Genomic DNA, 26,114 nt, shown 5'->3' with positions numbered 1-26,114 from the left:
ATCTCATGCGCGCCATCCGCCGTCATGTCGATGCCTAGAAGCCTCGCGCCACGCCGAACGATGTGTTCGAGTTCGGCGATCTCGTAGAAATGAAGCCGCACCGGAATGCCGAAGCGGTCACGCAAGGGTGTCGTCAGAAGGCCCGTGCGCGTCGTCGCGCCGATGAGAGTGAAGGGCGCGAGATCGATGCGGACGGAGCGCGCGCCCGGCCCCTCGCCGATGATGAGATCGAGCTGGAAATCTTCCATCGCCGGATAGAGAACTTCTTCGACCGCTGGCGAGAGACGATGGATTTCGTCGATGAAAAGAACGTCGCGCGGTTCGAGATTGGTGAGCAGCGCCGCGAGATCGCCGGCCTTGGAGATGACGGGGCCCGAGGTCGCGCGAAAATTGACGCCGAGTTCGCGTGCGAGAATCTGGGCAAGCGTCGTCTTGCCGAGGCCCGGAGGGCCTGCGAAGAGCACATGGTCGAGCGCTTCGCCGCGCGCGCGCGCCGCCTCGATGAAGACGGCGAGATTTTCGCGGGCCCGCGCCTGACCGACGAAATCGGCAAGCGCCTGCGGCCGCAGCGAACGCTCGGCTTCGTCCTCTTCCCTCTTGCGCGCGGCGACGAGGCGGTCTGTCACTCTTCATTCCCCTTCATCGCGCCAGCTCCTTCAGTCCCTGACGGATAAGCTGCTCCGCCGATGCGCCCGGCTCAAGTTTCTTCGCGGCGCCGGAAATGGCGGATGCCGCTTGCAACTGCGGATAGCCGAGATTGACGAGCGCGGAGATCGCATCGCGCGCGGCGCCATCGGGCGCGGAAGCGGCAGCGGGCGCGGCGCCCTGATCGAGCACCGCGGCAAGCGAGCTTCCCGCCGGCGCCTTGTCCTTCAGCTCCGAGACGATGCGCGCCGCGACCTTGGGCCCGACCCCCGGCGCGGTCGCAACCGCCTTCTTGTCCTCTAGCGCGATGGCGCGGGCGAGATCGGCGGGCGTCAGCGTGCCGAGCACGCCGAGCGCGACGCGTGTGCCCACGCCCTGCACGCCGAGAAGAAGCCGGAACCAGTCGCGCTCCAGTTCGCTCGCAAAGCCGATAAGGCGGATCGCATCGTCGCTCACCTTCGTCTCGATGGCGAGCGTCACCGCGCCGCCGATTTCAGGCAGCGCATCGAGCGTGCGCCGCGAACAGGTGACGTGATAGCCGACGCCGTTCACATCGACGATCACCCAATCGGCGCCCACTTCATCGACCGCACCCTTGAGCCTGCCGATCATGCGCGCGCTGCCTCCGCGCGAAGGAGCGCGGCCGCAATCCTCTCATTCGCGCCGCCGGAATGGGCATGACAGATCGCGATGGCGAGCGCGTCGGCCGCATGTTCGCTCGCGGCGCGCGATCCCGGCAGGAGCAATTCGACCATCATTCTGATTTGCGCCTTTCCGGCATGACCCGCGCCGACGACGGATTTCTTGATGTGGTTGGGCGCATATTCCGCCACCGGAATGCCGCTCCGCGCGGGAACGAGAAGCGCAACCGCGCGCGCCTGCCCGAGCTTCAGCGCCGCCGACGGATCGCGCGCCACGAATGCCTGCTCCACCGCGGCCGCGTCAGGCGCATGCGCCTCCACCACCGAGATCAGCCCGCGTTCGATCTCGACGAGGCGCTCCGCGACGCTCAGCCGGTCGTTCGAGGTGATCGTGCCATTTGCGACATGAACGAGGCGCGAGCCGGAAACGTCGATCACGCCCCAGCCCGTCGCGCGCAGTCCCGGATCGATGCCGAGAAATCTCAGAGAGGCCGGCATGAGCGGGGCTTGCCTCCGTGCCTTGAGGCCAGATCAGGCCGACATCTTCTCCATGACCGAATCGGACATTTCGAAGTTCGCATAAACCTGCTGCACATCATCGTCGTCGTCCAGTGCATCAAGCATCTTGATGATGGTTTCGGCCTTTTCGTCGTCGACGGGGATCAGGTTCTGCGGCTTCCAGACGATGCTGGCCGCGCGCGGCTCGCCGAACCGGGCCTCGAGCGTGCGCGCGACCTCATGAAGCGTGTCGGGCGAACAGAAAAGCTCATGCGCCTGCTCGCTCGACTGGCAATCGTCGGCGCCCGCCTCGATCGCGGCGTCGAGCATGTCGTCGGCGCTCGCGACATCCGGCGCATATTCGATGCGGCCGAGCCGCGAGAACATGAAGGAGACGGAACCCGTCTCGCCGAGATTGCCGCCATGCTTGGTGAAGATCGAGCGCACCGAGCTTGCCGTGCGGTTGCGGTTGTCGGTCAGCGTCTCGACGATGACGCCGATGCCGCCCGGGCCGAAGCCCTCATAGCGCACCTCGTCATAATTCTCGCCGCCCTGATCGGAACTCTTCTTGATCGCCCGCTCGATATTGTCCTTGGGCATGTTCTCGGCGCGGGCCGCCTGAATGGCGGCGCGCAGGCGGGGGTTGTATTCGGGATCGGCCAGCCCCTGCTTCGCCGCGACGGTGATTTCCTTCGCCAGCTTCGAGAACAGCTTGGCGCGCTTCTTATCCTGCGCGCCCTTGCGATACATGATGTTCTTGAATTGCGAATGGCCGGCCATGGCGACTCCGAATTACTGGGGCCCGCACCTGGCGGACCTCCCGATTCTGCGCAGGAAACCCGTATCCGCGCGACGTTTTTCTGTTGCGGCGGGCATCCCGACGGATCGCCCCCCGAGGCCGCTCTTATAGGGGGCCGTCCTGCCAAAATCCATAGCCCATGCCTGCCCTCGCTTTCGCTCCAATATGCACGTAATGCGTGTTGTTAATTATACATGCTCGCTTAACGTGTGTTTAACAAATCGCCTCTACTGTGAGGATGTCCCGCTCACCACGGATGGCCGCCCAACCATCCAGAACGGGGCTCATCGCAGCAGGTCCGGCCCGAAGGTCTTGCCCAAGCCCCAGGGAACAACCGGACCGGCCTCCGCAGGACGCGGCGGCACACACGCCCCGTTCATGGTCCCTTACCCACCTCGGTGACCATGAGCGGGGCGCTTCGTCTTCAGCCGGAGATTTCAGGAAAGAGCTTCCGCCCCGCGGCTCAGCCGCCGAAGACGGTCTGCGGCCAGGCGTAGCCCGGCTCGTCGAGGTGGCCGAAGGTCACGTCCTCGATATAGCGGGCGACAATGCGCTCGTTGAAAATCGCGTGATATTTCTCATGACCCGCCTGCGCGATCTTCTGCCGCTCGCAGTCATGAGCGAGGAAATGCCGCAACCTGTCGGCGAGATCGTCGAGCCCGTCATAGAAGACGAATTCGCGGTCGGAGAATATGTCGCCATAGCCGGTCGAACGGCCGATGAAGAGCATGAGCCCGTTGCCGACATATTGGGCGATGCGGTCCGACGAATAGAGATAGTGATCGTCGCTCCGGTTGAGATTGAGCCCCATGCGGGCGCTCGCGATCGCCTCGAAATAGGCCGTACCGAATACCGAGGGCCTGCCCGCAAGGCCGAAAAACGCATAACGCGCTTCCGGCACCCGCGCCTCTATGGCACGCATCGTCTCGGCCCGCCACGGCGTCCCCTTTTCGCTGCCGATAGTGCAGAGAAGATCGAAGGGCTGGTCGGCATGCCGGAAACATTCGAGCGCCTCGATGGAGCGATCGACCGGATTGGGCATGAAGGCGATGCGATGCGTGCGGGTGGCGAATTCCGCCAGCCGGTCGCCCGCCGTGGTGATGAAGGTGATGTCCGCGACCTCGGCGAAGCGGCGGATACGCGGCGGGTTTTCAGGCAGAAAGATCGGATCGAGATTGACGACCGCGACCAGAGGCGAGGGCCTGAGCGCCTTGATCTCGGCAATGGTCGCATTGGCGATCTTGTCGGCGTGAAGAAGGATCAGCAGATCCGGCCTGAATTGTCGGCAAAGCTCGACAAGGCGCCTGTTCGCCTCGCTGTCGCCCGCCCGGCCGATGCCGAAGCGCGACTGCTCGCGCGCGATGTCGCGGTCGCTGAACGCCATCACCGCGTGACCGTTGCGGATGAAGCCATTGGTGAGCTTGCGGATGGTGGCGTAGAAATTCGCCCCCGCCTTCCGCTCGTTGTAATTGCCCGCGATGACGACGCGCATGGGCAGGCTCCGCGCCCTCAGGCCGGGAGCGCGGGCTTGAGCCGCCCGCCGACGCGCACGGGCTCGATGCGGCGCGCAAGGCCGGAGGCATCCGTCTCCACGAAGACGCCACAAAGCGTCGCCTCGCCCGAAGCGGCCTGGAAGCGCGCGGTCGGAATCTTCGACAGGAAGCGATTGAGAGGCTCGTCCTTCTCCATGCCGATCACGGAATTATAGTCGCCGCACATGCCCGCATCTGTCTGATAGGCGGTGCCGCCAGGCAGGATCTGCGCGTCCGCCGTCGGGACATGGCTGTGCGTGCCGACGACGAGGCTCGCCCGCCCGTCGCAGAAATGGCCCATCGCCATCTTCTCGGAGGTCGCCTCGCCGTGGAAATCGACGATGATCGCATCCGCCGCCTCGCCGAGCGGACAGGCGCCGATCTCGCGCTCGATCGCCGCGAATGGATCATCGAGCGGGTCCATGAAGACGCGCCCCATGGCATTGATGACGAGCACGCGCTCGCCCTTCGCCGTCTCGAAGAGGCCGGCGCCCCGCCCCGGCGTCCCGGCCGGAAAATTGACCGGACGAATGAGCCTCGGCTCGCGCTCGATATGAACAAGCGCCTCGCGCTGATCCCAGGCATGATTGCCGAGCGTGACGACATCGACGCCCGCATTGAAGAGATCCTCGCAGATCGCGGCGGTGATGCCGAAGCCGCCGGCCGCATTCTCGCCATTGACGATCACGAAATCGACGTCCAGATCGGCGCGGAGCGCCGGAAGGTCGCTGACGATGGCGTCGCGGGCCGTGCGGCCGACGATGTCGCCGAGAAAAAGAAGCTTCATTGAAATTCGTCCTGTTTCGAAACCCGCCGTGATTTCACCGAAACGACCGGACACCGCGTTCGGTGACGATCCAGTCGAGACGCTGATCCCCGCCTTCTTCGGGAAGCTCGTCGGCCTCCTGCGCCGAAAACGCAAGGCCCACCGCCACCAGAACCGGCATCGCCGCCCTGAGCGAGGCGAGCGTGCGATCGTAATAGCCGCCGCCATAGCCAAGCCGACGTCCCACCTTATCGAACGCCAACATCGGCACAATCACAAGTTCGGGCAAACATCGCGGCGCCTCCGGCCGCGGCTCGCGCGTTCCATGCGGCCCGTCCACGAGCGCGTCGCCCGGGTGCCAGAGCCGAAAGACGAGAGGCGCGCGAGGCGCCCCCACGGCCGGCAGCGCGCATGAGAAGCCGCGCGCCGACGCGCCCTCGAGAATGTCGAGCGGATCGGCCTCGCTCGATATGGGCGAATAGCCGGCGACGACGCTGCGGGGCGAAAGCTGAAGGCGCGGAAGGAGTTCGCCGAAGAAATGCCGCGCGAAGGCGGGGGCGGCCTCTCGTCCGAGCAGGGCCTGGGCGCCGGAGCGCCGGGGGCGGGCGGCGGCACGCGCGCTTTCCTTGGCGCGCTGCATGCCGGCTTCCGCCGCGCCGCTCACACGCGCGCTCCGCGCGAAACGGGTGGGGCCGCCTCGGCCGTTGGAACGATGATCCTCGGAGACCTACACAAGTAGGTGGGCGCCGTGTGAAAGAGGCCTCGGCCTCTACCAGGGACAGCTCCCTTAAGGATCGTAAGGCCCCGAGAGAAAGTGTTCCTGACGCACCAGGCAGCACCCGTGATCATTCTATCAGGCCGAACGGGCACCGCGGTCAAGAAGAACGAGGTGAGGCGCTGCGTCACGCCGCCTCGATCCGCCGCGCGATGTCCTCGATGCGGCGGGCGGCCGTATCCAGCATGTCGCCGAGCAGATCCTCCGCCTCGCGGGAGCGCTCGAGCGCGGCGATGCGCGCCTGGGTCAGCTGCTCGATATCGGCCTCGAGCACCTTGATGCGGCTGCGCGCCTCGAAAAGCTCGTCGGCGACGAGCAGCGAGGCCATGAGGAGAAGCCGCGATTCGCCCACCTGCCCCACTTCGCGGGCGAGTTCCGACACATGGGCGCTGATATGCGTCGCCAGCTCCTTCAGATGGGCTTCCTCGCCATCGCCGCAGGCGACGGTATAGGCGCGATCGTTGATCTGAACGGTGACCTGTCCCATGCCTGCCCTCAGCTTTCCGTCAGCACCTCGCGAATGCCCTCGATGGCATTCGCCAGCGTTTCCGATACGCGCTCATTGAGCTCGTTCGCCTGCCGGGCCTCGACCTTCATCCGGTCGATCTCCTCGGCGAGCCGGGCCCGGTCTTCCTTGAGTGCGTTGACCTCGCTCTCGAGCCGTCCTGCGGACTGCGCGCGCAGAAGCTGCCGGTGGATGCCTGCCTCCAGCCGGTCAAGCGCCGTCTTGAAGCGCTCAGTCGCGGAATCGAGTTTGTTCATGCGTGCTGTTGTCCGGAATCAGGGGCTCGAACCCTCATTTGTCACCATAGGCGTGCCGCCGAAACAAGGTCAACTGGACTTGCCCCGCCTCTCCGCCCGCGCCGGGCGCGACGCTCCCGCGAGCCGATCGGGCCTCAACGCCAAGATGCGCCTCAAGTCGCGGAAAAGCGCGGCATTTTGCGCGAATCCATCATTGACTCTCCGAAACGCGCTGGTCATTGTGGCGCCGCTCGCAAGACCCCAAGAGACGGGAAGGAATCGGACCGCGCCGAACTCGTTGCCGGCGGCCGGATCGAAGTCCGGAGCAAGGGCTCCGGAACGGCGCGTCCTTCTGGCGCCTCTCCCGGACAACCCTGCTCCAGCGCCCCGGAGCCGGCAACCTGGGTCAAGTCCTGAGGCCAAAGAGTGTAAACATGACGCCACCCGATCAGTCGGCCCCTATCGCGCAAGCTTCCGTATCTCACCGGGATATGGCGAACGCCATCCGCGCCCTCGCCATGGATGCGGTGCAGAAGGCCAATTCCGGCCACCCCGGCATGCCGATGGGCGCGGCCGATGTCGCGACCGTCCTGTTCTCGCGCTTCCTGAAGATCGACCCGAAAAAGCCCGACTGGCCTGATCGCGACCGCTTCGTGCTCTCCGCCGGCCACGGCTCCATGCTGCTCTACGCGCTCAACTACCTCCTCGGCTACGAGGACATGACGATCGAGCAGATCAAGAATTTCCGTCAGCTCGGCAGCATCACCGCCGGCCATCCCGAATATGGCCATGCAGGCGGCATCGAGACGACGACAGGCCCGCTCGGCCAGGGCATTGCCACCGCCGTCGGCATGGCGCTCGCCGAACGCCTCGCCGCGGCGCGCTTCGGCGGCATCGTCGATCACTACACCTATGTCCTCGCCTCCGATGGCGATCTCATGGAAGGCATCAGCCACGAGGCGATCAGCCTTGCCGGCCATCTGCGCCTGTCGAAGCTCATCGTCCTTTATGACGACAACGGCATCACCATCGACGGTTCGCTCGACCTCTCGGAATCGGGCGACGCGCTGAAGCGCTTCGAGGCGGCGGGCTGGAACGCCGTCCGCATCGACGGCCACAACCCGGACGAGATCGCCGGCGCCATCGAAAAGGCGCGCCACGCGACGAAACCCACGCTCATCGCCTGCCGCACCGTCATCGGCTATGGCTCGCCGAACAAGCATGGCAAGTCGTCCTCGCATGGCTCCCCGCTGGGCGCCGACGAGATCAAGCTCTCGCGCCAGACGCTCGGCTGGGAGGCGGAGCCCTTCGTCATTCCCGCCCCCGTTCTCGCCGCATGGCGCGAGGTGGGCGCGCGCGGCGGCAAGGCGCGGTCCGACTGGGAAGCCTCCTTCGCGAAGGTCGATCAGGCCCGGCGCGCGGAGTTCGAGCGCCAGCTCAGGGGCGACCTGCCCGCGGGCTTCGGCAAGGCTGTCTCTGACTACAAGAAGCAGCTCGTCGCGGAAAAGCCGAACTGGGCGACGCGCAAATCCTCGGAAGAGGTGCTCAACGTCGTCAATCCGCTGCTGCCGGAATCGATCGGCGGCTCGGCCGACCTAACCGGCTCCAACAACACGCGCTCCAAGGACCAAAAGGCGGTCACGGCGACCAACTTCTCCGGCTCCTTCATCCATTACGGCATCCGCGAACACGGCATGGCCGCAGCCATGAACGGCATCGCGCTGCACAAGGGCTTCATCCCCTATTCCGGCACCTTCCTCGTCTTCACCGATTATTGCCGCCCGGCCATCCGCCTTTCGGCGCTGATGGAACAGCGCGTGATCTATGTGATGACGCATGACTCGATCGGGCTCGGCGAAGACGGGCCGACCCATCAGCCGGTCGAGCATCTGGCGAGCCTGCGCGCCATGCCGAACCTCAACGTCTTCCGCCCGGCCGACGCGGTGGAGACGCTCGAATGCTGGCAGATCGCGCTCGAAGCGAAGAAGACGCCTTCGGTCCTTGCACTCTCGCGCCAGAACCTTCCGGCCGTCCGCATAACGGACACGGACGAGAACCTCTGCGCGAAGGGCGGCTATGAGCTTTCGCCCGCTTCCTCCGCCGCCAAGGTGACGCTCATCGCCACTGGCTCGGAAGTCGAGATCGCGCTCGCCGCCCAGAAGCTCCTCGAGGCCGAGGGCATCGGCGCGCGCGTCGTCTCCATGCCCTGCGTCGAGCTCTTCGAGGCCCAGTCGCGCGAATACAAGGCGAAGACGCTGGGCGAAGGAACGGTGAAAGTCGTGATCGAAGCAGCGCTTCGCTTCGGCTGGGACCGCTATATCGGCGCCGACGGCGCCTTCATCGGCATGACGGGCTTCGGCGCGAGTGCGCCCGCCAAGGACCTCTACAAGCACTTCAACATTACCCCGGAAGCCGCGGTCGCCGCCGCGAAGTCTTGCCTCGGGGCTTGATAGCCAGGAGATAACGAGAAATGGCAGTCCGCGTTGCGATTAACGGATTCGGTCGGATCGGGCGTCTCGTGCTTCGCGCCATCGCGGAGTCGGGACGCAAGGACATCGAGGTGGTGGCCATCAATGACCTCGGCTCGGTCGAGGCCAATGCCCATCTGCTGAAGTGGGACTCCGTGCATGGCCCCTTCCCCGGCAAGATCAAGACGACGAAGTCGTCCTTCGATCTCGGCCGCGGCCCGATCAAGGTTCTCGCCGAGCGCGATCCGGCAAAGCTGCCGTGGAAGGATCTCGGCGTCGACATCGCGCTCGAATGCACGGGCATCTTCGCATCGAAGGACAAGGCGTCGGCCCATCTCACTGCCGGCGCGAAGAAGGTTCTCGTCTCCGCGCCTGCTGACGGGGCCGACATCACGGTCGTCTACGGCGTGAACCACAAGGACCTGAAGAAGAGCCACAAGGTCGTCTCCAACGCCTCCTGCACCACGAACTGCCTCGCGCCGGTCGCGGCCGTGCTGCACAAGGCCGTCGGCATCGAGCAGGGCTACATGACCACCGTTCACGCCTATACGGGCGACCAGAACACGGTCGACACGCTGCACAAGGATGCGCGCCGCGCACGCGCCGCCGGCCTTTCGATGATCCCGACCTCGACGGGCGCGGCCAAGGCCGTGGGCCTCGTCCTGCCGGAACTGAAGGGCAAGCTCGACGGCACCTCGATCCGCGTGCCGACGGCGAACGTCTCGGTCATCGACCTCGTCTTCACCGCGAAGAAGAAGACCACGGCGGAAGAAGTGAACGCGGCGATCATCGCGGCGGCGAAGGGCCCGCTCAAGGGCGTGCTCGCGACCACCGACGAGGAACTCGTCTCGATCGACTTCAACCACAACCCCGCCTCCTCGACCTTCGACCTCACCCAGACGCAGGTGATCGAAGGCCGTCTCGTGCGCGTGCTTTCCTGGTACGACAATGAGTGGGGCTTCTCGAACCGCATGGGCGACACGGCAGCCGCCATGGGCAAGCTGCTCTGAGCCCTGGCATCCGAAACGTCATGGCTGGTCACAAAACACTCGATGACCTGTTCAAGTCCGGCGACCTCAATGGTCGCCGGGTTCTTGTCAGGGCAGACCTCAACGTACCGACCGACGAGCACGGTCATGTCACGGATGCGACGCGCCTCAACCGCATCGCCGACACATTGAAGGAAATCGCGGCCAAGGGCGCGAAGGTCATCGTGCTTTCGCATTTCGGCCGCCCCAAGGGCGCGCCCGAGCCCAAATTCTCGCTCGCGCCCGTCGCCGAGGCGCTTTCCGGCGTCGTCGGCGCTAAGGTCGCCTTCGCGTCGGACTGCATCGGTGCGCCCGCGAAGGAAGCGGTCGATGCGCTTCCCGCCGGCGGCATTCTCGTCCTCGAGAACACGCGCTTCCATGCGGGCGAGGAGAAGAACGATCCCGCCTTCGTGAAGGCGCTTGCCGAGAATGGCGACGTCTATGTGAACGACGCCTTCTCCTGCGCCCATCGCGCCCATGCCTCGACCGAGGGGCTCGCCCATGTGCTGCCCGCCTATGCAGGCCGGGCGATGGAGGCGGAACTCGACGCGCTCGAAACGGCGCTCGGCAACCCCGAGCATCCGGTCGTCGCCGTTGTCGGCGGGGCCAAGGTCTCGACCAAGATCGCCCTGCTCCTCAATCTCATCCATCGCGTCGACACGCTGATCGTCGGCGGCGGCATGGCCAACACCTTCCTCGCCGCCCAGGGCAGGAAGGTCGGCAAGTCGCTCTGCGAATACGATCTGCTCGACAAGGCACGCGAAATCCTCGCCACCGCCGGCAAGGCGGGCTGCGAGATCGTGCTGCCTGTCGATGCGGTCGTCGCGCGGGAATTCAAGGCCGGCGCGGAGGCGAGGACCGTTCCGGTCGATGCTGTGCCGGACGACATGATGATCCTCGACATCGGCTCCGACACGATGGCCTATCTCGCCGGACGCTTCGAAGCGGCGAAGACGGTCGTCTGGAACGGGCCTCTCGGCGCCTTCGAGATTCCTCCTTTCGATCAGGGGACGGCATCCGCCGCGCGTCTCGTCGGCATGCTGACGAAGATCGGGACCCTCAAATCAGTGGCCGGGGGCGGCGACACGGTGGCAGCGCTCAACGATGCGGGCGCGGCCGACGATTTCACCTATGTATCCGCCGCGGGCGGTGCCTTCCTCGAATGGATGGAAGGCGCGGTACTGCCCGGCGTCGCGGCGCTTGAAGTCAGATAAAGGGAATTCGGGATATGACTGAAACGCTTGAATCGATTGCCGAAGCCATGGTGGCGCCGGGCAAGGGCATTCTTGCCGCCGACGAAAGCTCGGGCACCATCAAGAAGCGGTTCGACACGATCAACCTCGAGTCGACCGAGAGCAACCGCCGCGACTATCGCGAGATGCTGTTCCGCACCGAAGAGGCGATGAAGAACCACATCTCCGGCGTCATCCTCTATGACGAGACGATCCGTCAGAAGGCGAAGGACGGCACGCCTCTCGTTGATCTCATCAAACAGGCTGGCTCCATCCCCGGCATCAAGGTCGATGCGGGCGCGAAGGCCATGGCGGGCTTTCCGGGCGAACTGGTGACGGAAGGTCTCGACGGGCTGCGCGAGCGGCTTGCCGAATATTACGATCTCGGCGCCCGCTTCGCGAAGTGGCGCGCGGTGATCGACATTGCCGATGGCATTCCGACCATGGGCTGCATCGAGGCCAATGCCGAGGCGCTCGCCCGCTACGCCGCGCTCTGCCAGGAGCAGAAGATCGTTCCGATCGTCGAGCCGGAAGTGCTGATGGACGGCGCGCACACCGCCGACCGCTGCTTCGAGGTGACGGAAGTGACGCTGCGCACCGTCTTCGCGCGGCTCGCGGCGCATCGCGTGAAGCTCGAAGGCACGATCCTGAAGCCGAACATGGTCGTCTCGGGCAAGAAGTGCTCGACGCAGGCAAGCGTGCAGGAAGTCGCCGAGAAGACCATCACGGTCTTCAAGCGCACGGTTCCGGCGGCGGTGCCGGGCATCGTCTTCCTGTCCGGCGGCCAGTCGGACGAGGATGCGACGGCGCATCTCAACGCCATGAACGCCATTGGCGGGCTGCCCTGGAAGCTATCCTTCTCCTACGGCCGCGCGCTTCAGGCGGCCCCGCTCAAGGCCTGGGGCGGCAAGGCGGAGAATGTGGCGGCTGCCCAGCGTGCCTTCCTCCACCGCGCCCGGATGAACGGCCTCGCCGCTCTCGGCCAGTGGAAGGCCGAACTCGAGAAGGCCGCCTGAGCCTTCCGGCCATGACCAGACAGAGCGCCCCGCCCTTACCGGCGGGGCGTTTTGCCTTTCGCGCGCAAGACGCGCTACAACCTCCCCCATGAGCATCATCGAAGAAGAACGCGAGCCCTGCCGGCTCTATCTCATCACCCCGCCCCGGATCGAGCCAGTCGCCTTTTCGGACACGCTGAAGCGCGCGCTCGACGCGGGCGATGTCGCCTCGCTCCAGCTTCGCCTCAAGACGGAAGGCGAGGAAACGGCGCCGGCCGATGCGATCCGCCGCGCGACCGAGGTGCTGATGCCCGTCGCGCAGAGCTATGACGTCGCCTTCATCATCAACGACCGCGCCGACATCGCGGCCGAGATGGAAGCTGACGGCGTTCATGTCGGCCAGGAGGACATCCCCTACAAGGAAGCGCGCAAGCTCGTCGGCCCCAACCGTATCGTCGGCGTCACCTGCCACAATTCGCGCCATCTGGCGATGGTGGCCGGCGAAGAGGGGGCCGACTATGTCGCCTTCGGCGCCTTCTTCGAAACCGGCACCAAGGTGCCCAAGACCCGCGCCACGCCCGACCTCCTGACCTGGTGGTCGGAGACCTTCGTGGTGCCCTGCGTCGCCATTGGCGGCATAACGGTCGGGAACGCCGCCACCCTCGTTGCGGCGGGCGCGGACTTTCTCGCCGTGTCGGCGGGCGTCTGGGCGCACCCGGAAGGTCCGGCCGAGGCGGTGCGGGCGTTCAACCGCATCATGGCCGAGACGCCCCGCGGCCAATAACCCCTCCTTTCGGAAAGGCATTGGCCTTACGGCCGCCAGATGCTATCAGAGCGCCCGCGGCCGGATCGCGCCTGCCCCATCAGCAGATCGGCGCAAACAGCCGGTCCCGCCGCGAGCCTGCTCAACCCCAGTCCGAGATAAGGTCCATGCCCAAGATCAACGGTAACGAAATTCGCCCCGGCTACGTCATCGAGCATCAGGGAGGCCTTTGGGCGGCGGTGAAGGTTCAGCATGTGAAGCCCGGCAAGGGCGGCGCCTTCGCGCAGGTCGAACTGAAGAATCTGATCGACAACCGCAAGCTCAACGAGCGCTTCCGTTCCGCCGAGACGGTCGAGCGCGTGCGGCTCGAGCAGAAGGACTATCAGTTCCTCTATGAAGCCGACGGCATGCTCACCTTCATGGACAACGAAACCTACGAGCAGATCGAGCTTGCCAAGGACTGGGTGGGCGAGCGCGCGGCGTTCCTGCAGGACGGCATGAAGGTGACGGTGGAGAGCCACGAGGGCAGGCCCATCAGCGTCGCCCTGCCCGATCAGGTGGTGCTGGAAATCACGGAAACGGAACCGACGGTGAAGGGCCAGACGGCGGCCAGCTCCTACAAGCCGGCCCTGCTCGAGAACGGCATCCGCGTCATGGTGCCGCCCTTCATTACCGTTGGCGAGAAGATCGTGGTCGACACGAACGAAGTCACCTATCTCCGCCGCGCCGACTAACGAACCGATCATTCAGCGACCCGCATTTCCCGCCGATGCCGAAACGGACATCGCCGGAAATGCCCGAGAGAAAGCGCAAGTCCCCGATGGCACGTCATACCCCCGTCATGGCCGTCATGGTGGCCGCCGCACGCAAGGCGGCGCGCGGACTGCAACGCGACTTCGGCGAGGTGGAGAATTTGCAGGTCTCGCTCAAGGGCCCCGCGAATTTCGTCACCGCCGCCGACAAGAAGGCCGAAAAGACGCTCTTCGAAGAGCTTTCCAAGGCGCGGCCCGGCTATGGCTTCCTCATGGAGGAAGGCGGCACGATCGAGGGTTCGGACAAGTCGCACCGCTGGCTCATCGATCCGCTCGACGGCACGACGAATTTTCTCCACTCGATCCCGCATTTCGCGATCTCGATCGGGCTGGAGCGCGACGGGCAGATCGTCGCCGGCGTCGTCTATAATCCGATTTCCGACGAGCTCTTCATCGCCGAAAAGGGCCAGGGCGCCTTTCTCAACGACCGGCGCCTGCGCGTCGCGGCGCGGCGCGAGCTCGCCAATGCGGTTGTGGCGACGGGCATCCCGCATATCGGCCGGCCCGGCCACAAGCGTTTCATCGCCGAACTCGGCGTGGTGATGAACGAGGTCGCGGGCGTGCGGCGCATGGGATCGGCGGCGCTCGATCTCGCCTATGTCGCGGCCGGTCGCTACGACGCCTATTGGGAAGCGAACCTCGCGCCATGGGATCTCGCTGCGGGCATCATTCTGGTGCGCGAGGCGGGCGGCTTCGTTTCCGATCTCAACAGCCGGGACGACGTGCTTAACAGCGGCGGCGTCATCGCCGGAAACGAGACGATCCATCGCGAGCTTGCCAAGGCGCTGAAGCGCGCTCACGCGGCATCCTGACCGCGCATCGCCCGCCTCGCCGGCCTCCACCGTCCTTGCGATTTCCCGTCAGCCCCGTTTCGACTAGACTGAACGCAGGATTCCAGTCTCCTCGTCGCGCGGGAGGGCAGCCATGACTTTTCCTGAAGGGCGTTGGGTACGGACGGTTCGCATAGCCGGGCTTTGCGCCGTTCTCATGCTGATGGCCGGAACGGGCGCGCGCGCCGAACCCGTGGACGCCGTGCCTCTCGACCGGCCCGGCACGCGCATGGGCGAGCCCATGACGCCGCCCGAGCCGCTCGCGGCGCCGCTGCCCGCAATCGTTAACGCATCGCCCGAAGGAGCGCCCGCGCTCGGCACGTCGCCGCTTCGCGCGCCCGAGCCCGCGCTTGCCCGCATCGACTTTCCGCCCGAAGAGGCAGCGCTGAGCGACGGCGAGGCGGCGCGGCTCAGGACGTTCGCGGAAGGTTTCCGTCGCCGCGGCGGCCGGGTGACGCTCAAGGCCTATGCCGGGCCCCCCGGCGACACGAGCACGAATGCCCGGCGCCTGTCGCTGAAGCGTGTGCTCACGGTCCGCAATTTCCTCATCGAACAGGGGATCGCGACGGACCGGCTCGAAGTGAGAGCGCTCGGTGGCACGCGGGATGCAGGCCCTCTCGACCGGGTCGACATCACCCGCGCGGGAGGCTGATGCGCCTCATGAGGCGAACGACGCGAAAGACGCAAGATCTGCCCGGATCACAGGGGGAGCTGAACTGAAGATGGCGAAGGACTATACCGGCGGCGCGGCCCTCTCCACGCCGCGTCCCTATCTGGTGCGGATGATCCTCTTCCTGCTCCTTGTCGGGTTTCTGCTCCTCATTCTCTCGCCGCAGCTCAAGACGGCCTATTTCACCAATCCGGGGCTCAACACGCTCATTATCGGCGTGCTCATGCTCGGTATTCTCTATGGCTTCCGGCAGATTCTCGTGCTGAGCCCCGAAGTGCGCTGGGTGAACGAGTTCCGCCGTGCCGATCCGGGACTGGCGATCCCGCCCGCCCCGCGCCTCCTCGCGCCGATGGCGACCATGCTCGGCGAGCGCAAGGGGCGCATGCAGCTCAACGCGCTCACCATGCGCTCGCTTCTCGATTCCATCGGCTCGCGCCTCGACGAGCAGCGCGAAATCTCCCGCTACATGATTGGCCTGCTGATCTTCCTCGGCCTGCTCGGCACCTTCTGGGGCCTTCTCACCACCGTGACCTCGGTCGGCGCGACGATCCACGGCCTCAATATCGAGACATCCGATCCCGCGACCGTCTTCCAGAATCTCAAGGCGGGACTCGAGGGGCCGCTATCGGGCATGGGCACGTCCTTCTCCTCCTCGCTCTTCGGCCTTGCCGGCTCGCTCATCCTCGGCTTTCTCGACCTTCAGGCCGGGCAGGCGCAGAACCGCTTCTACAATGAGCTTGAAGAGTGGCTTTCTACGGTGACGGATATTTCCGGCGCGGCGGAGCCCGGCCCCGGCATGCTCGGGGAAACGCTGAAGCGGCTCGAGCGCATCGAGCAGTCGCTGGCCTCGGGCGGCGGCGCAAACAGCGCGCCGATGCTCGCGCTCGCCGGCCAGATCACGGCTCTCACCGAGCAGATCAAGCACGAGCAGCTTCTCATCCGGCGCCTTGCCGAAAATCAGGAAGCGCTGCGCCCCGTGCTCGATCGCCTCGCTGCCAGTCTCGGCAGAAAATAACCGGCGGGCGGGAACGGCATGACGGTCGCACACAGACGAATTCGCGGACGCGCCCCGAGTGCCGACTACTGGCCGGGCTTCGTCGACGCCATGTCGAGCCTGCTGCTCGTGCTCATCTTCCTGCTCACCATTTTCATGCTGACGCAGTTCTTCCTGTCGCAACTCGTCTCGAGCAAGGACACGGCGCTCGAAGCGCTGCGGAGCCAGATTGCCGAACTCGTCAGCCAGCTCGCGCTGTCGAAACAGGAGAAGGCTGACCTCCAGACCACCATCGCGACGCTTCAGGCCTCGCTCGCCGAAGCCAATGCCGAGAAGGATCGGCTCGGCGCGGCGGCAGGCGCGGGCTCGCAGGTCGCGGTGCTGCAGGACGAGCTTTCAAAGCAGAAGGAAATTTCCAATCAGGCGCTTGCGCAGGTCGAACTTCTCAACCAGCAGATCGCCGCGCTCCGCCGCCAGCTTGCCGCACTCGAGGAGGCGCTCGAAGCCTCCGAAAAACGCGACCGGGAAAGCCAGGCGCAGATCGCGGATCTCGGCCGCAGGCTCAACGCCGCGCTTGCCCAGAAGGTGCAGGAGCTTGCGAAGTACCGCTCCGAGTTCTTCGGCCGCCTGCGCGAAATTCTCGGCAACCGACCCGACATCGAGGTCGTGGGCGACCGTTTCGTCATCCAGTCGGAAATCCTCTTCGACAGCGGCTCGGCCGAGATCAATCCCTCGGGCGTCGCCCAGCTTCAGAAGATCGCGGACGCGGTGAAGGAAATCGCCGCCGAAATCCCGAACGACATTCAGTGGGTCATCCGCGTGGACGGGCACACCGACGCAAATCCGATCCACACGGCGCAGTTCCCCTCCAACTGGTATCTCTCGAGCGCGCGCGCCATCGCCGTCGTCAACTTCATGGCGAAGCGGGGCGTGCCGCCCGAGCATCTCGCCGCGACGGGCTTCGGCGAGTTCCAGCCGCTCGATACGGGCAAGAGTGCCGCCGCCTTCAAGCGCAACCGCCGCATCGAGTTCAAGCTGACGGAGCGCTGAAGGCGGGATGAGGGGCGATCAGAACGCCTTGAGTTCCTTCGACTGCTTGCAGGCAAGGATCTTCGGATCGAAGACATTGCCGATCAGCATCATGTCGTCGAAGCCAGCGGCGACGCTCGATCCTGAAATCTCCTCGCCGCGATTGAGATAGATCGTACCGGCCTTGCCGCCCTGCCCCGCGCCCGGCTCGACGCGCACGACCTGGCTCGGCGAGAGCGCCTTCGGGTCGCCTGCATGTTTCAGGAACGCGATCAGATGCGGATGGGCCGCGATGAGGAGCGCGCCATCCGGCTCGACATCGATATTGTCGAGGCCGGTACCGAGGCGCGCATAATCGCGGCTCGTGAGGGCGCCCGTCGCGGGATCGCGCGTATAGATATGGAGCGCGGCACCGAGCATTTCCGAGACATAGAGCGTCTTGCCGTCCGGGCTCACATTGATGCCGTTCGCAAAGAGAAGCCTGTCGGCGGCGGCATGCGCCGAAGCGCCGTCGTAATAGACGACATTGGCGTTACGCAGCAGGACGAGATCGCTCAGCCTTCCGCCGAGCCCCTTCGAGCCGTGATCATTCGTCGCGTAGAAGGCATCGGGACCGACCGCGACGACATCGTTCAGCGAAACGAACAGCGGATCGGCGACCGTCTTCACATGGGTGAGCAGACCATCCGGCGCGACATCGAAAATCTCGACCGCCTCACCCTTCGCCGCGTGGTTGACGACGAAGAGGCGCCGTTCGCCGCCCGCGCCGACATGGAGGCTGATTCCGTGGGGCTTGAAGTCGGCCGGCTCGTTCGCCGTGACCGGACGAAGCGCCCATTCCGCCTGCGGCGCCTTCAGATCGATCACATAGATGCCGCCGCGCGTGGCTTCATGCCCGGCCATTGCGGCGCGCCGGTCAAAAGCCGAGACGAAGGCCAGGCCGCGCTCGCGGTCGATCTGAATATCCTCCGGCCCCGGCACGGAAGCGATCGCCCGGCATTCCGCGGGAACTTCCGCCCGGATGTCGGTGAAAAAGCCCGCCGCCGAAAGGAAGCGCCAGGCGAGCACGCTCGCTATCACGGCGACGGCGAATACGGCGATGATGGCTCTGCGCAAGAGCGGTGACATGTTCCCTTCCCTCCCGGTTCGTTCAGTGCAGCGCGGCGCTTTGGGGCTCGCCACCCAATATGTCGCCCGTGAATTGCAGGCGGGCAAGCCTGCTGTAAAGACCGCCCTGCCGCACAAGCTCGTCATGCGTGCCGGCAGCGACAATGCGGCCTTCTTCCATGACGATGATTCGATCAGCCTTGAGAACGGTCGCGAGCCGGTGCGCGATCACGAGCGTGGTGTGGCCCCGCATCAACCCTTCTAGTGCCGCCTGGACGAGCGTTTCGCTTTCCGCGTCGAGCGCCGACGTCGCCTCGTCGAGAAGAAGCACCGGCGCATCGCGCAGGATAGCGCGCGCAATGGCGACGCGCTGGCGCTGGCCGCCGGAAAGCGTGACGCCGCGCTCTCCCACCTGCGTCGCATAGCCCTGAGGCAGCGAGACGATGAAATCGTGAATACGCGCGGCCTTCGCGGCGGCGATGACATCCTCCTCGCTCGCATCGGGCCGCCCGTAGCGGATGTTCTCCGCGACGCTCATGCCGAAAACGACCGTCTCCTGCGGCACGACGCCGAGACGGCTGCGAAGCTCGCCGGGCTCGACCTGGGAAATATCGACGCCATCGAGGCGGATTACCCCCGACTTCGGATCGTAGAAACGCAGCAGAAGCTGAAACACCGTGCTCTTGCCCGCGCCGGACGGCCCGACGATCGCCACGGTTTCGCCGGGCTTCACATCGAGAGAGAAATCGCGCAAGGCCGCGACTTGGGGCCGCGTCGGATAGGCGAAGGTCACGCGCTCGAAGCTGATCGCGCCGCGAGCGGGCAGAGGCAGAGCCCTGGGCGATTTCGGCGCGCGGATCTCGGGCTCGATCGCCAGCAGTTCCATCAACCGCTCGGTCGCGCCCGAGGCCATCTGCATGTCGCCCCAGACTTCCGAAAGGGCGGCGAGCGACGTTGCCGCGAAGACCGCATAGAGAATGAACTGAAGCAGCGCGCCGCCCGACATGGTGCCCGCGACGACCGCATGGGCACCAAACCAGAGCACGCCGACGACGCTCGAAAGTCCCATGAAGAAGACGAGCGCGGTCAGCACGGCGCGCGCCGTGATGCGCGCCCGCGCGGTCACGAAGGAGCGCTCCACCGTCTCGGCGAAACGCTGCCGGTCGATCTCCTCATGCGTGAAGGCCTGCACGGTCTGGATGGCGTTGAGGCTTTCCGTGCCGAAGGCGCTCGAATCCGCGAGCCGGTCCTGGCTCGCGCGCGAAAGGCGGCGCACCCAGCGCCCGAAGATCACGAGCGGCAGAACGATCATCGGAATGGCGAGAAGCACGAGGCCGGAGAGCCATGTGCTCGTCACCGCCATCATGGATGCCGCGCCGATGAAGAGGAACACGTTGCGCAATGCGACGGAGGCGGAGGAACCGACGACCGTCTTGATGAGCGTCGTGTCGGCCGTGAGGCGCGACAGCACCTCGCCCGTGCGTGTCACCTCGAAGAAGGCGGGCGAGAGCTTCAGCACATGGGCGTAGACGGCCTCGCGCAGATCGGCGACGACGCGCTCGCCAATCCAGCTCACGAAAAAGAAGCGCATGGCGCTCGCGACGCCGAGAAGAGCCGCGATGCCGATCAGCGCGAGGAAATAGGTGTCGATGAAGTCGGCGCTCGTCTGGGTGAAGCCATTGTCGAGCAGGCGGCGGCCGGCGATGGGCACGGCGAGCGTCGCAAGCGTCGCGAAGACGAGCGAGACGAAAGCGAGCGCCACCATGATCCGGTAGCGGCCGATGAAGGGCATGAGTTTGGCGAGCGGCCGGACGCCCCTGGCGGGCCTGCGGCGCTGGGCTTCTTCCTCGATGGCTTCAACCACCGGATTCGATATCTCGCTCATGGATGGCCGCCGGGTCAGTTTTGCGAGGTCGCGGGCAGCCCCCAGAAGGACACCCTGCCCGTTCATATAGCAACCCTTGCCCCGCCGAGCCAATCCGAAGCCGGCCCCGGCCCCCGCGCCCAATCGCCCCAGCGCATCGCTCAGGGCGGAGCTTGGCCTTGTATTGGGCTCACTCCTTGGCTATAAGCCCCCATTCCCGGCGCGCCAGCGATCGGCAGCCCCGGTTTCCGGCATTTTTGTGATCTGAGAAGGCGTAGAGCCATGAAGAAAGACATTCATCCCGACTACCACATGATCACCGTGGCGATGACGGACGGGACGACCTTCCAGACCCGCTCGACCTACGGCAAGGAGGGCGACACGCTCACCCTCGACATCGACCCGAAGACCCATCCGGCCTGGACCGGCGGCGGCCAGCAGATCGTCGACCGCGGCGGCCGCGTCAGCCGCTTCAAGCAGAAGTTCGGCAATCTCGGCGGCAAGGCCTGAGGTTCACGGAAGCTTCGCTTCAAACGACAAAGCCCCGCTCTCGCGGGGCTTTTTCATTGGCGGATCGTGAGGTTCCGGGACTGCCCGAGGGATCAGGCGCCCTGGCCCCATTCGCGCTGCAGGGTTTCGCGGAAGAAGGCTTCGACGCGATCGAACTGCTCGGCCAGCGGGCGGCTCGCCTCCACGACCGCCGGTTCCGCGCGCAGCCCGGCATCGAGCCTTTCGATGCGCGCATAGAGAAGCTCGGAGCGCATGATGAGGTCGATCAGGGGCTCCGGCAGGACGTGATTGCCGGAAAGACGCGCCGAACGGGCGATCTCCCTCGACGCCAGGCGGTATTTCGCGGCCATGGATTCCTCATGCGAAATCTCGCCTTCATGCACGGCCTTGCGAACGAGAAGCCAGGCCGCCACCTGCATCAGCCGCGTGGTGAGCCGCATGCTTTCGCCCGCATAGGCGAGCGATGCGTCCCGCGAGAGATTGCGCGAGGCTTCGCGGCCCGGACCGTCGAGATAGGCCGACGTCTCCTCGACGAGGCGCATGCCTTCCTCATATGTCCGCTGAAAGAGGCCGGACGACATGAACTCGCCGATGCTCACATCCTCGCCCGCAAACTGCACATCGCCAGCGCCGCCAAACCGATCCGCACTCATCCCCTGACCCTCTTCTCTGGTCCGTGCCAGAGCGGCACGGATGCCCGATGAAGGATCAACATTCATGCCAAACGCTGGCGCCGATGGCATGTCGAGATATGTGTGAAGGGCTCGATCAAAAAAAGAGCCGCGGACTGCCCGCGGCTCAGTTGTAACAGGGAGGCGTCAAACAGAGTGGATAGGAACCACTCAGAATCCAGAAGATCTGGATTACGCAAGGTCACCCTAGCAACCATATGTTTATCAAATCGTGAATTACCCGGCAAATGGGCACTGGCCGCCGGGAGGAGCAGCGCGCTCCAGATCTACTTGTTTTTCCCGGAAAATTGCGCTCCGCCAATATGTTAGCTCTTGCTAACTTACTTCTTGAAAAGTGCCTCCGCCGCCGTGCGCGTGCCGTGTTTTCGCTCCAGTTGCGCGCGGATGCGTGCGATTTCGGCCTCGAGGGCGCTGATTCGTTCGTTGAGTTCCTCGATGCCGAGCAGGCTCAGATCCTCGCGCGCAAGGGCGGCCAGCGCCTCGCCCCTGCGCTTGCGCGGCTCAAGATCGTCCGTGTCCATGGGCTGCCTCCTCATTGCCTCGGCCTGGGTCAGGTTGCCAGTCTCGGAGGGCTTGGATAGACCTTCAAGTGTCCCGGCGCCAGACCGACCCGAGAGGCCCCCCAAATGTCCCCGACCAAGTCCCCGTCCCTTCCTGCCCAGATGAGAGCCATCGCCATCCGCGAGCCCGGCGGCCCGGACGTGCTTGTCCCGGTCCGGATCGCCCGGCCGGAGCCCGGCCATGGCGAAATCCTGATCCGGGTCGAGGCGGCGGGCGTGAACCGGCCCGACACGATCCAGCGCATGGGGCTTTATCCGCCGCCGCCCGGCGCGCCCGCGACGCCCGGCCTCGAGGTTGCGGGCGAGGTCGTCGCCGCCGGTCCCGGCGTCACGCATTGGCGGCAGGGCGACCGCGTCTGCGCCCTTCTCGGCGGCGGCGGGTATGCCGAATATGCGACCGTGCACGAGACCCATGCGCTGCCGATCCCGGCGGGCTTCACCGCCGTCGAGGCGGCGGGCCTGCCGGAAACCTTCTTCACCGTCTGGACCAATGTCTTCGAGCGGGGCCGGCTCGCCGCCGGCGAGACTTTCCTTGTTCACGGCGGCTCGAGCGGCATCGGAACGACGGCGATCCAGCTCGCCCGCGCCTTCGGCGCCCGCGTCTTCGCTACGGCGGGCTCGGCGGAGAAATGCGCTGCCTGCCGCGATCTCGGGGCGGAGGCGGCGATCAACTACCGCGAGCAGGATTTCGTCGCCGAGGCGAAGCGCCTGACCGGCGGGCGCGGCGTCGACGTCATTCTGGACATGGTCGGCGGCGACTATATCGCCCGCAACATGCAGGCCGCCGCGCAGGACGGGCGCATCGTCTCCATCGCCTTCCTCAACGGCCCGACCGCCGAGGTCAATTTCATGCCGATGATGCTGAAGCGGCTGACGCTCACCGGCTCGACGCTCCGCCCTCGCGGGATCGAGGAGAAGGCGGCACTTGCCCGGGCGCTGCGCGAGAAGGTCTGGCCGCTTCTCGATGCCGGCCGGGTGCGGCCGCGGATCGACGCGACCTTCCCGCTCGAGGAAGCCTCCAAAGCGCACGTGCTTATGGAAAAAAGCAGCCATATCGGGAAGATCGTCCTCACCCTTTGAGGGAAGGCGGGCGGAACGCCACCCGAAAATCGCCGAAATGCCCTGTGCCAGCCCCGCCATTGGTCTTTCATTGGGCGGCTTTTCCCCTTATATAACGCCGATACCCACTCATCCCGAGGAAGAGAAAAGGGTTCGTCCGGATGACGTCCGGGTGAATCAGAGGAACAACATGACTCAGCCCCTCATGCCCAAGGCGACGGCCGTCTGGCTCGTCGAAAACACCTCTCTCACCTTCGATCAGGTCGCCGATTTCTGCGGTCTGCACGTTCTGGAGGTGAAGGGCATCGCTGACGGCGACGTCGCACAGGGCATCAAGGGCCTCGACCCTGTTGCCTCGGGCCAGCTCACGCGCGCCGAGATCGAGCGCTGCCAGAAGGACCCCGCGACACGGCTGAAGCAGGCGGAAAGCAAGTACAAGCTGCCGCCTATCCAGCCGCGCAAGGGCCCCCGCTACACCCCCGTTTCGCGCCGTCAGGACCGGCCGGACGCGATCGCATGGCTCCTCCGCAACCATCCGGAACTCTCGGACGCGCAGATCGCCAAGCTCGTCGGCACCACCAAGCCGACGATCCAGAGCGTGCGCGACCGGAGCCACTGGAATTCGGCGAATATCAAGCCGGTCGATCCGGTGACGCTCGGCCTTGCGAGCCAGATCGAACTCGACGCCGCCGTGCAGAAGGCCGCCCGCAAGCTCGAACGCGAGCGGCGCAAGGCCGAGAAGGCTGCGGGCGGCAGCGGCGAGACGCTGCTCCCTGCCTCCGAGACGATCGCCCCCGAGGCGCCGCACCACGCCACCATCGCCGCGCCCGAAGCGGCGGAGGAGAAGAAGGAAGAGCGCAAGACCTATGACGCCGACAGCGTCTTCGCCAAGCTCAAGGACGTGAAGATCGAGGAAGACGAGGAGTAAGCCCTCCTCCAAGCCCCGATGTTCGGAAAGATGAAACCCTCTCCCGGCCGGAGAGGGTTTTTCTTTTGCCGCGATTCCGGTTGGACCTCGGCTCGCTCGCAATTGTCATCCCGGGCTCATCCCGGGATCCAGGGCCGCAAGCTCCGAACCCGCCACTCTGGACCCCGGCACAGGGCCGGGGTCACAGCAGAGGGAGGGCAACCCCGGAGCGACAGCGATGCTCGTGGACCGCCCCTCAGCCCTTCCTGCCATAGCCGGCGTCCGACAGCGCCTCGCCGATTTCCTCGAGGATCACCGGATCGTCGATCGTGGCCGGCATGCTCCACGCCTCGCCGTCCGCGATCTTGCGCATGGTGCCGCGCAGGATCTTGCCCGAGCGCGTCTTGGGCAGGCGCTGCACGACAAGAGCAGTCTTGAACGCGGCGACAGGACCGATCTTGTCGCGCACCAGCGCCACCGCTTCCTTCGCGATCTCCTCGGCGGGGCGGTTCACCCCCTTGTTGACGACAAGGAAGCCCACCGGCACCTGCCCCTTCAGCGCGTCGGCAACGCCGATGACGGCACATTCGGCGACGTCCGGGTGCCCCGCCAGCACTTCCTCCATGCCGCCCGTCGAGAGGCGGTGGCCGGCGACATTGATGATGTCGTCGGTGCGGCTCATCACATAGAGATAGCCGTCCTCGTCGAGATAGCCCGCATCGGCGGTCTTGTAGTAGCCGGGATAGTCGGCGAGGTAGGAATTACGGAAGCCCTCGTCATTGTGCCAGAGCGTCGGCAGGCAGCCCGGCGGCAGGGGCAGCTTGACGACGATGGCGCCCGTCGTGTTCGCGGGCACGGGCTTCGCCGCCTCGTCGACGACCTGGATTTCGTAGCCCGGCATCGCGACGGTGGGCGAACCGTATTTGACAGGCAGCCTTTCGAGGCCCATCGGGTTTGCGACCATCGGCCAGCCGGATTCCGTCTGCCACCAATGATCGATCACCGGCACGCCCAGCGCGCGCTCGGCCCATTGGATCGTATCGGGATCGCCGCGCTCGCCCGCGAGGAACAGAAGCTCGAATTTCGACAGATCGTATTTCTTCACCAGTTCGGCGGCCGGGTCTTCCTTCTTGATCGCGCGGAAGGCGGTCGGCGCCGTGAAGAGCGCCTTAACGCCGTGATCGGCGATGACGCGCCAATAGGTGCCCGCATCGGGCGTGCCGACGGGCTTTCCCTCGAAGAGGATCGTCGTGCAACCATGCAGGAGGGGCCCATAGACGATGTAGGAATGGCCGACCACCCAGCCCACATCGGATGCTGCCCAGAAGACGTCGCCCGGATCGACGCCATAGACGTTCTTCATCGACCATTTGAGCGCAACCATGTGCCCGCCATTGTCGCGCACGACGCCCTTGGGCTTGCCGGTGGTGCCGGAGGTGTAGAGCACATAGAGCGGATCGGTCGCGGCGACGGGGACGCAGGCCGGTGCCGCGCCCGCGGCGCGCGCCTTCTCCATCTCGTCCTTCCAGTCGAAATCGCGGCCGGGCACGAGGGGAGCTTCCAGCTCCGCGCGCTGAACGATGATGCACGCTTCGGGCTTGTGCTCCGAAAGCTCGATCGCCTGATCGAGCAGCGGCTTGTAGGCGATGGCGCGGCCGGGCTCGAGACCGCATGAGGCGGAGACGATGAGCTTCGGCCTCGCATCGTCGATGCGCGTCGCCAGTTCCTTCGCGGCAAAGCCGCCGAAGACGACCGAATGAATGGCGCCGAGGCGCGCGCAGGCGAGCATGGCGACGACGGCCTGCGGCACCATCGGCATGTAGAGAATGACGCGGTCGCCCTTCCCGATGCCGTGGCGTTGCAGCACGCCCGCAAAGGTCGCCACCTTGTCGCGCAATTCGCGATAGGTGAAGCGCTTCACCTTGCCCGTCATGGCGCTGTCATGAATGAGCGCAAGCTGCTCGCCGCGCCCGCCTTCCACATGACGGTCGAGCGCGTTCCAGCAGGTGTTGCATGTCGCGCCCTCGAACCAGCGCGAAAGATCGCCCTCCAGCGTGAGCACCCTGTCCCACGGCTTCGACCAGTCGATTTCGCGCGCGGCCTCGGCCCAGAACGCCTCGGGCGATGCCTTCCAGCGCTCATAGGTTTCGCGATAACGCCCCATGCCGATCTCCCGTTTTTTGTTCGTTTGGCGGTG

Annotated in this window: 27 protein-coding genes and 1 other RNA gene; 13 read left to right on the top strand and 15 right to left on the bottom strand. The window is 65.6% G+C overall.

Going from position 1 to position 26,114, the window contains the following annotated elements:
* The 10 genes from ruvB to WBG82_RS08510 all read right to left on the bottom strand — a co-directional run.
* On the bottom strand, window positions 1-626 hold a 626-nt coding region (ruvB, locus tag WBG82_RS08555), incomplete at its 3' end, for a Holliday junction branch migration DNA helicase RuvB (RefSeq protein WP_424423736.1).
* A 13-nt stretch (window positions 627-639) separates the two neighbouring features.
* Window positions 640-1,257, bottom strand: coding sequence for a Holliday junction branch migration protein RuvA (gene ruvA, locus WBG82_RS08550; protein WP_424423734.1), 618 nt, complete (start codon window positions 1,255-1,257; stop codon window positions 640-642).
* A complete protein-coding gene (ruvC, locus tag WBG82_RS08545) occupies window positions 1,254-1,784 on the bottom strand; it encodes a crossover junction endodeoxyribonuclease RuvC (RefSeq protein ID WP_424423731.1) in 531 nt (176 codons plus the stop codon). The genes ruvA and ruvC overlap by 4 nt, the downstream gene beginning before the upstream one ends.
* A 33-nt stretch (window positions 1,785-1,817) precedes the next feature.
* Window positions 1,818-2,564 carry a YebC/PmpR family DNA-binding transcriptional regulator gene (locus WBG82_RS08540; RefSeq protein ID WP_324296951.1) on the bottom strand — a complete coding sequence of 249 codons (747 nt, stop codon included), beginning with the start codon at window positions 2,562-2,564 and terminating at the stop codon, window positions 1,818-1,820.
* Between the two features lie 482 nt (window positions 2,565-3,046).
* Window positions 3,047-4,075: a glycosyltransferase family protein gene (locus WBG82_RS08535; RefSeq protein ID WP_424423728.1), complete on the bottom strand. Its 1,029-nt coding sequence runs from the start codon at window positions 4,073-4,075 to the stop codon at window positions 3,047-3,049.
* A gap of 17 nt (window positions 4,076-4,092) precedes the next feature.
* Window positions 4,093-4,902, bottom strand: coding sequence for a TIGR00282 family metallophosphoesterase (locus WBG82_RS08530; RefSeq protein WP_424423725.1), 810 nt, complete (start codon window positions 4,900-4,902; stop codon window positions 4,093-4,095).
* Window positions 4,903-4,936: 34 nt separating this feature from the next.
* Complete coding sequence (locus tag WBG82_RS08525) at window positions 4,937-5,545, bottom strand: 5-formyltetrahydrofolate cyclo-ligase (RefSeq protein WP_424423722.1); 609 nt, start codon at window positions 5,543-5,545, stop codon at window positions 4,937-4,939.
* Between the two features lie 21 nt (window positions 5,546-5,566).
* Window positions 5,567-5,723, bottom strand: a non-coding RNA gene (gene ssrS, locus WBG82_RS08520) — 6S RNA.
* Window positions 5,724-5,783: 60 nt separating this feature from the next.
* Window positions 5,784-6,143 (bottom strand): cell division protein ZapA, encoded by a 360-nt coding sequence (locus WBG82_RS08515; RefSeq protein ID WP_324296955.1) that lies wholly within the window; start codon window positions 6,141-6,143, stop codon window positions 5,784-5,786.
* 8 nt (window positions 6,144-6,151) lie between these two features.
* A complete protein-coding gene (locus WBG82_RS08510) occupies window positions 6,152-6,418 on the bottom strand; it encodes a DUF4164 family protein (protein ID WP_424423719.1) in 267 nt (88 codons plus the stop codon).
* 413 nt (window positions 6,419-6,831) lie between these two features.
* Between WBG82_RS08510 and tkt the strand changes: the two genes are divergently transcribed.
* The 10 genes from tkt (at window position 6,832) to WBG82_RS08460 (ending at window position 17,239) form a co-directional block, all read left to right on the top strand.
* Window positions 6,832-8,847, top strand: a complete 2,016-nt coding sequence (gene tkt / locus WBG82_RS08505; protein WP_424423716.1) for a transketolase — start codon at window positions 6,832-6,834, stop codon at window positions 8,845-8,847.
* 20 nt (window positions 8,848-8,867) lie between these two features.
* A complete protein-coding gene (gap, locus tag WBG82_RS08500; RefSeq protein WP_424423714.1) occupies window positions 8,868-9,875 on the top strand; it encodes a type I glyceraldehyde-3-phosphate dehydrogenase in 1,008 nt (335 codons plus the stop codon).
* A 20-nt stretch (window positions 9,876-9,895) separates the two neighbouring features.
* Window positions 9,896-11,107: a phosphoglycerate kinase gene (locus tag WBG82_RS08495; protein ID WP_424423711.1), complete on the top strand. Its 1,212-nt coding sequence runs from the start codon at window positions 9,896-9,898 to the stop codon at window positions 11,105-11,107.
* 14 nt (window positions 11,108-11,121) lie between these two features.
* Window positions 11,122-12,141: a class I fructose-bisphosphate aldolase gene (locus tag WBG82_RS08490; RefSeq protein WP_424423707.1), complete on the top strand. Its 1,020-nt coding sequence runs from the start codon at window positions 11,122-11,124 to the stop codon at window positions 12,139-12,141.
* An 88-nt stretch (window positions 12,142-12,229) separates the two neighbouring features.
* Window positions 12,230-12,904: a thiamine phosphate synthase gene (gene thiE, locus WBG82_RS08485; protein WP_424423704.1), complete on the top strand. Its 675-nt coding sequence runs from the start codon at window positions 12,230-12,232 to the stop codon at window positions 12,902-12,904.
* A 146-nt stretch (window positions 12,905-13,050) separates the two neighbouring features.
* Complete coding sequence (efp, locus tag WBG82_RS08480) at window positions 13,051-13,617, top strand: elongation factor P (protein WP_424423701.1); 567 nt, start codon at window positions 13,051-13,053, stop codon at window positions 13,615-13,617.
* Between the two features lie 86 nt (window positions 13,618-13,703).
* Window positions 13,704-14,507 carry an inositol monophosphatase family protein gene (locus WBG82_RS08475; protein ID WP_424423699.1) on the top strand — a complete coding sequence of 268 codons (804 nt, stop codon included), beginning with the start codon at window positions 13,704-13,706 and terminating at the stop codon, window positions 14,505-14,507.
* A gap of 112 nt (window positions 14,508-14,619) precedes the next feature.
* On the top strand, window positions 14,620-15,177 hold the full coding sequence (locus WBG82_RS08470) for an OmpA family protein (RefSeq protein WP_424423697.1): 558 nt from the start codon (window positions 14,620-14,622) through the stop codon (window positions 15,175-15,177).
* 70 nt (window positions 15,178-15,247) lie between these two features.
* Window positions 15,248-16,210: a flagellar motor protein MotA gene (locus WBG82_RS08465; protein WP_424423695.1), complete on the top strand. Its 963-nt coding sequence runs from the start codon at window positions 15,248-15,250 to the stop codon at window positions 16,208-16,210.
* Between the two features lie 18 nt (window positions 16,211-16,228).
* A complete protein-coding gene (locus WBG82_RS08460) occupies window positions 16,229-17,239 on the top strand; it encodes a peptidoglycan -binding protein (RefSeq protein WP_424423693.1) in 1,011 nt (336 codons plus the stop codon).
* Window positions 17,240-17,257: 18 nt separating this feature from the next.
* Here WBG82_RS08460 and WBG82_RS08455 read toward each other — a convergent pair whose 3' ends face one another.
* Window positions 17,258-18,346, bottom strand: a complete 1,089-nt coding sequence (locus tag WBG82_RS08455) for a strictosidine synthase family protein (protein WP_424423691.1) — start codon at window positions 18,344-18,346, stop codon at window positions 17,258-17,260.
* A gap of 22 nt (window positions 18,347-18,368) precedes the next feature.
* Window positions 18,369-20,210 (bottom strand): ABC transporter transmembrane domain-containing protein, encoded by a 1,842-nt coding sequence (locus WBG82_RS08450; RefSeq protein ID WP_424423688.1) that lies wholly within the window; start codon window positions 20,208-20,210, stop codon window positions 18,369-18,371.
* Between the two features lie 261 nt (window positions 20,211-20,471).
* Here WBG82_RS08450 and rpmE point away from each other — a divergent pair, with 261 nt between their 5' ends.
* The gene (gene rpmE, locus WBG82_RS08445; RefSeq protein ID WP_324296969.1) at window positions 20,472-20,699 is read left to right on the top strand and encodes a 50S ribosomal protein L31; all 228 of its coding nucleotides are present in this window, start codon (window positions 20,472-20,474) and stop codon (window positions 20,697-20,699) included.
* A 92-nt stretch (window positions 20,700-20,791) separates the two neighbouring features.
* Here rpmE and WBG82_RS08440 read toward each other — a convergent pair whose 3' ends face one another.
* Both WBG82_RS08440 and WBG82_RS08435 read right to left on the bottom strand, forming a co-directional pair.
* Window positions 20,792-21,352, bottom strand: a complete 561-nt coding sequence (locus WBG82_RS08440; protein WP_424423685.1) for a DUF1465 family protein — start codon at window positions 21,350-21,352, stop codon at window positions 20,792-20,794.
* 359 nt (window positions 21,353-21,711) lie between these two features.
* On the bottom strand, window positions 21,712-21,912 hold the full coding sequence (locus WBG82_RS08435; protein ID WP_424423683.1) for a DUF1192 domain-containing protein: 201 nt from the start codon (window positions 21,910-21,912) through the stop codon (window positions 21,712-21,714).
* Window positions 21,913-22,017: 105 nt separating this feature from the next.
* Between WBG82_RS08435 and WBG82_RS08430 the strand changes: the two genes are divergently transcribed.
* On the top strand, window positions 22,018-23,031 hold the full coding sequence (locus tag WBG82_RS08430) for an NAD(P)H-quinone oxidoreductase (RefSeq protein ID WP_424423680.1): 1,014 nt from the start codon (window positions 22,018-22,020) through the stop codon (window positions 23,029-23,031).
* Window positions 23,032-23,200: 169 nt separating this feature from the next.
* Complete coding sequence (locus tag WBG82_RS08425) at window positions 23,201-23,938, top strand: DUF1013 domain-containing protein (RefSeq protein WP_424423678.1); 738 nt, start codon at window positions 23,201-23,203, stop codon at window positions 23,936-23,938.
* Window positions 23,939-24,173: 235 nt separating this feature from the next.
* Here WBG82_RS08425 and WBG82_RS08420 read toward each other — a convergent pair whose 3' ends face one another.
* On the bottom strand, window positions 24,174-26,081 hold the full coding sequence (locus tag WBG82_RS08420) for a propionyl-CoA synthetase (RefSeq protein ID WP_424423676.1): 1,908 nt from the start codon (window positions 26,079-26,081) through the stop codon (window positions 24,174-24,176).
* Window positions 26,082-26,114 lie beyond the last annotated feature (33 nt).

The sequence above is a fragment of the Parvibaculum sp. genome (assembly GCF_049671045.1).
Taxonomy (GTDB): Bacteria; Pseudomonadota; Alphaproteobacteria; order Parvibaculales; family Parvibaculaceae; genus Parvibaculum.
This window is presented reverse-complemented; position numbering and strand designations above follow the sequence as displayed.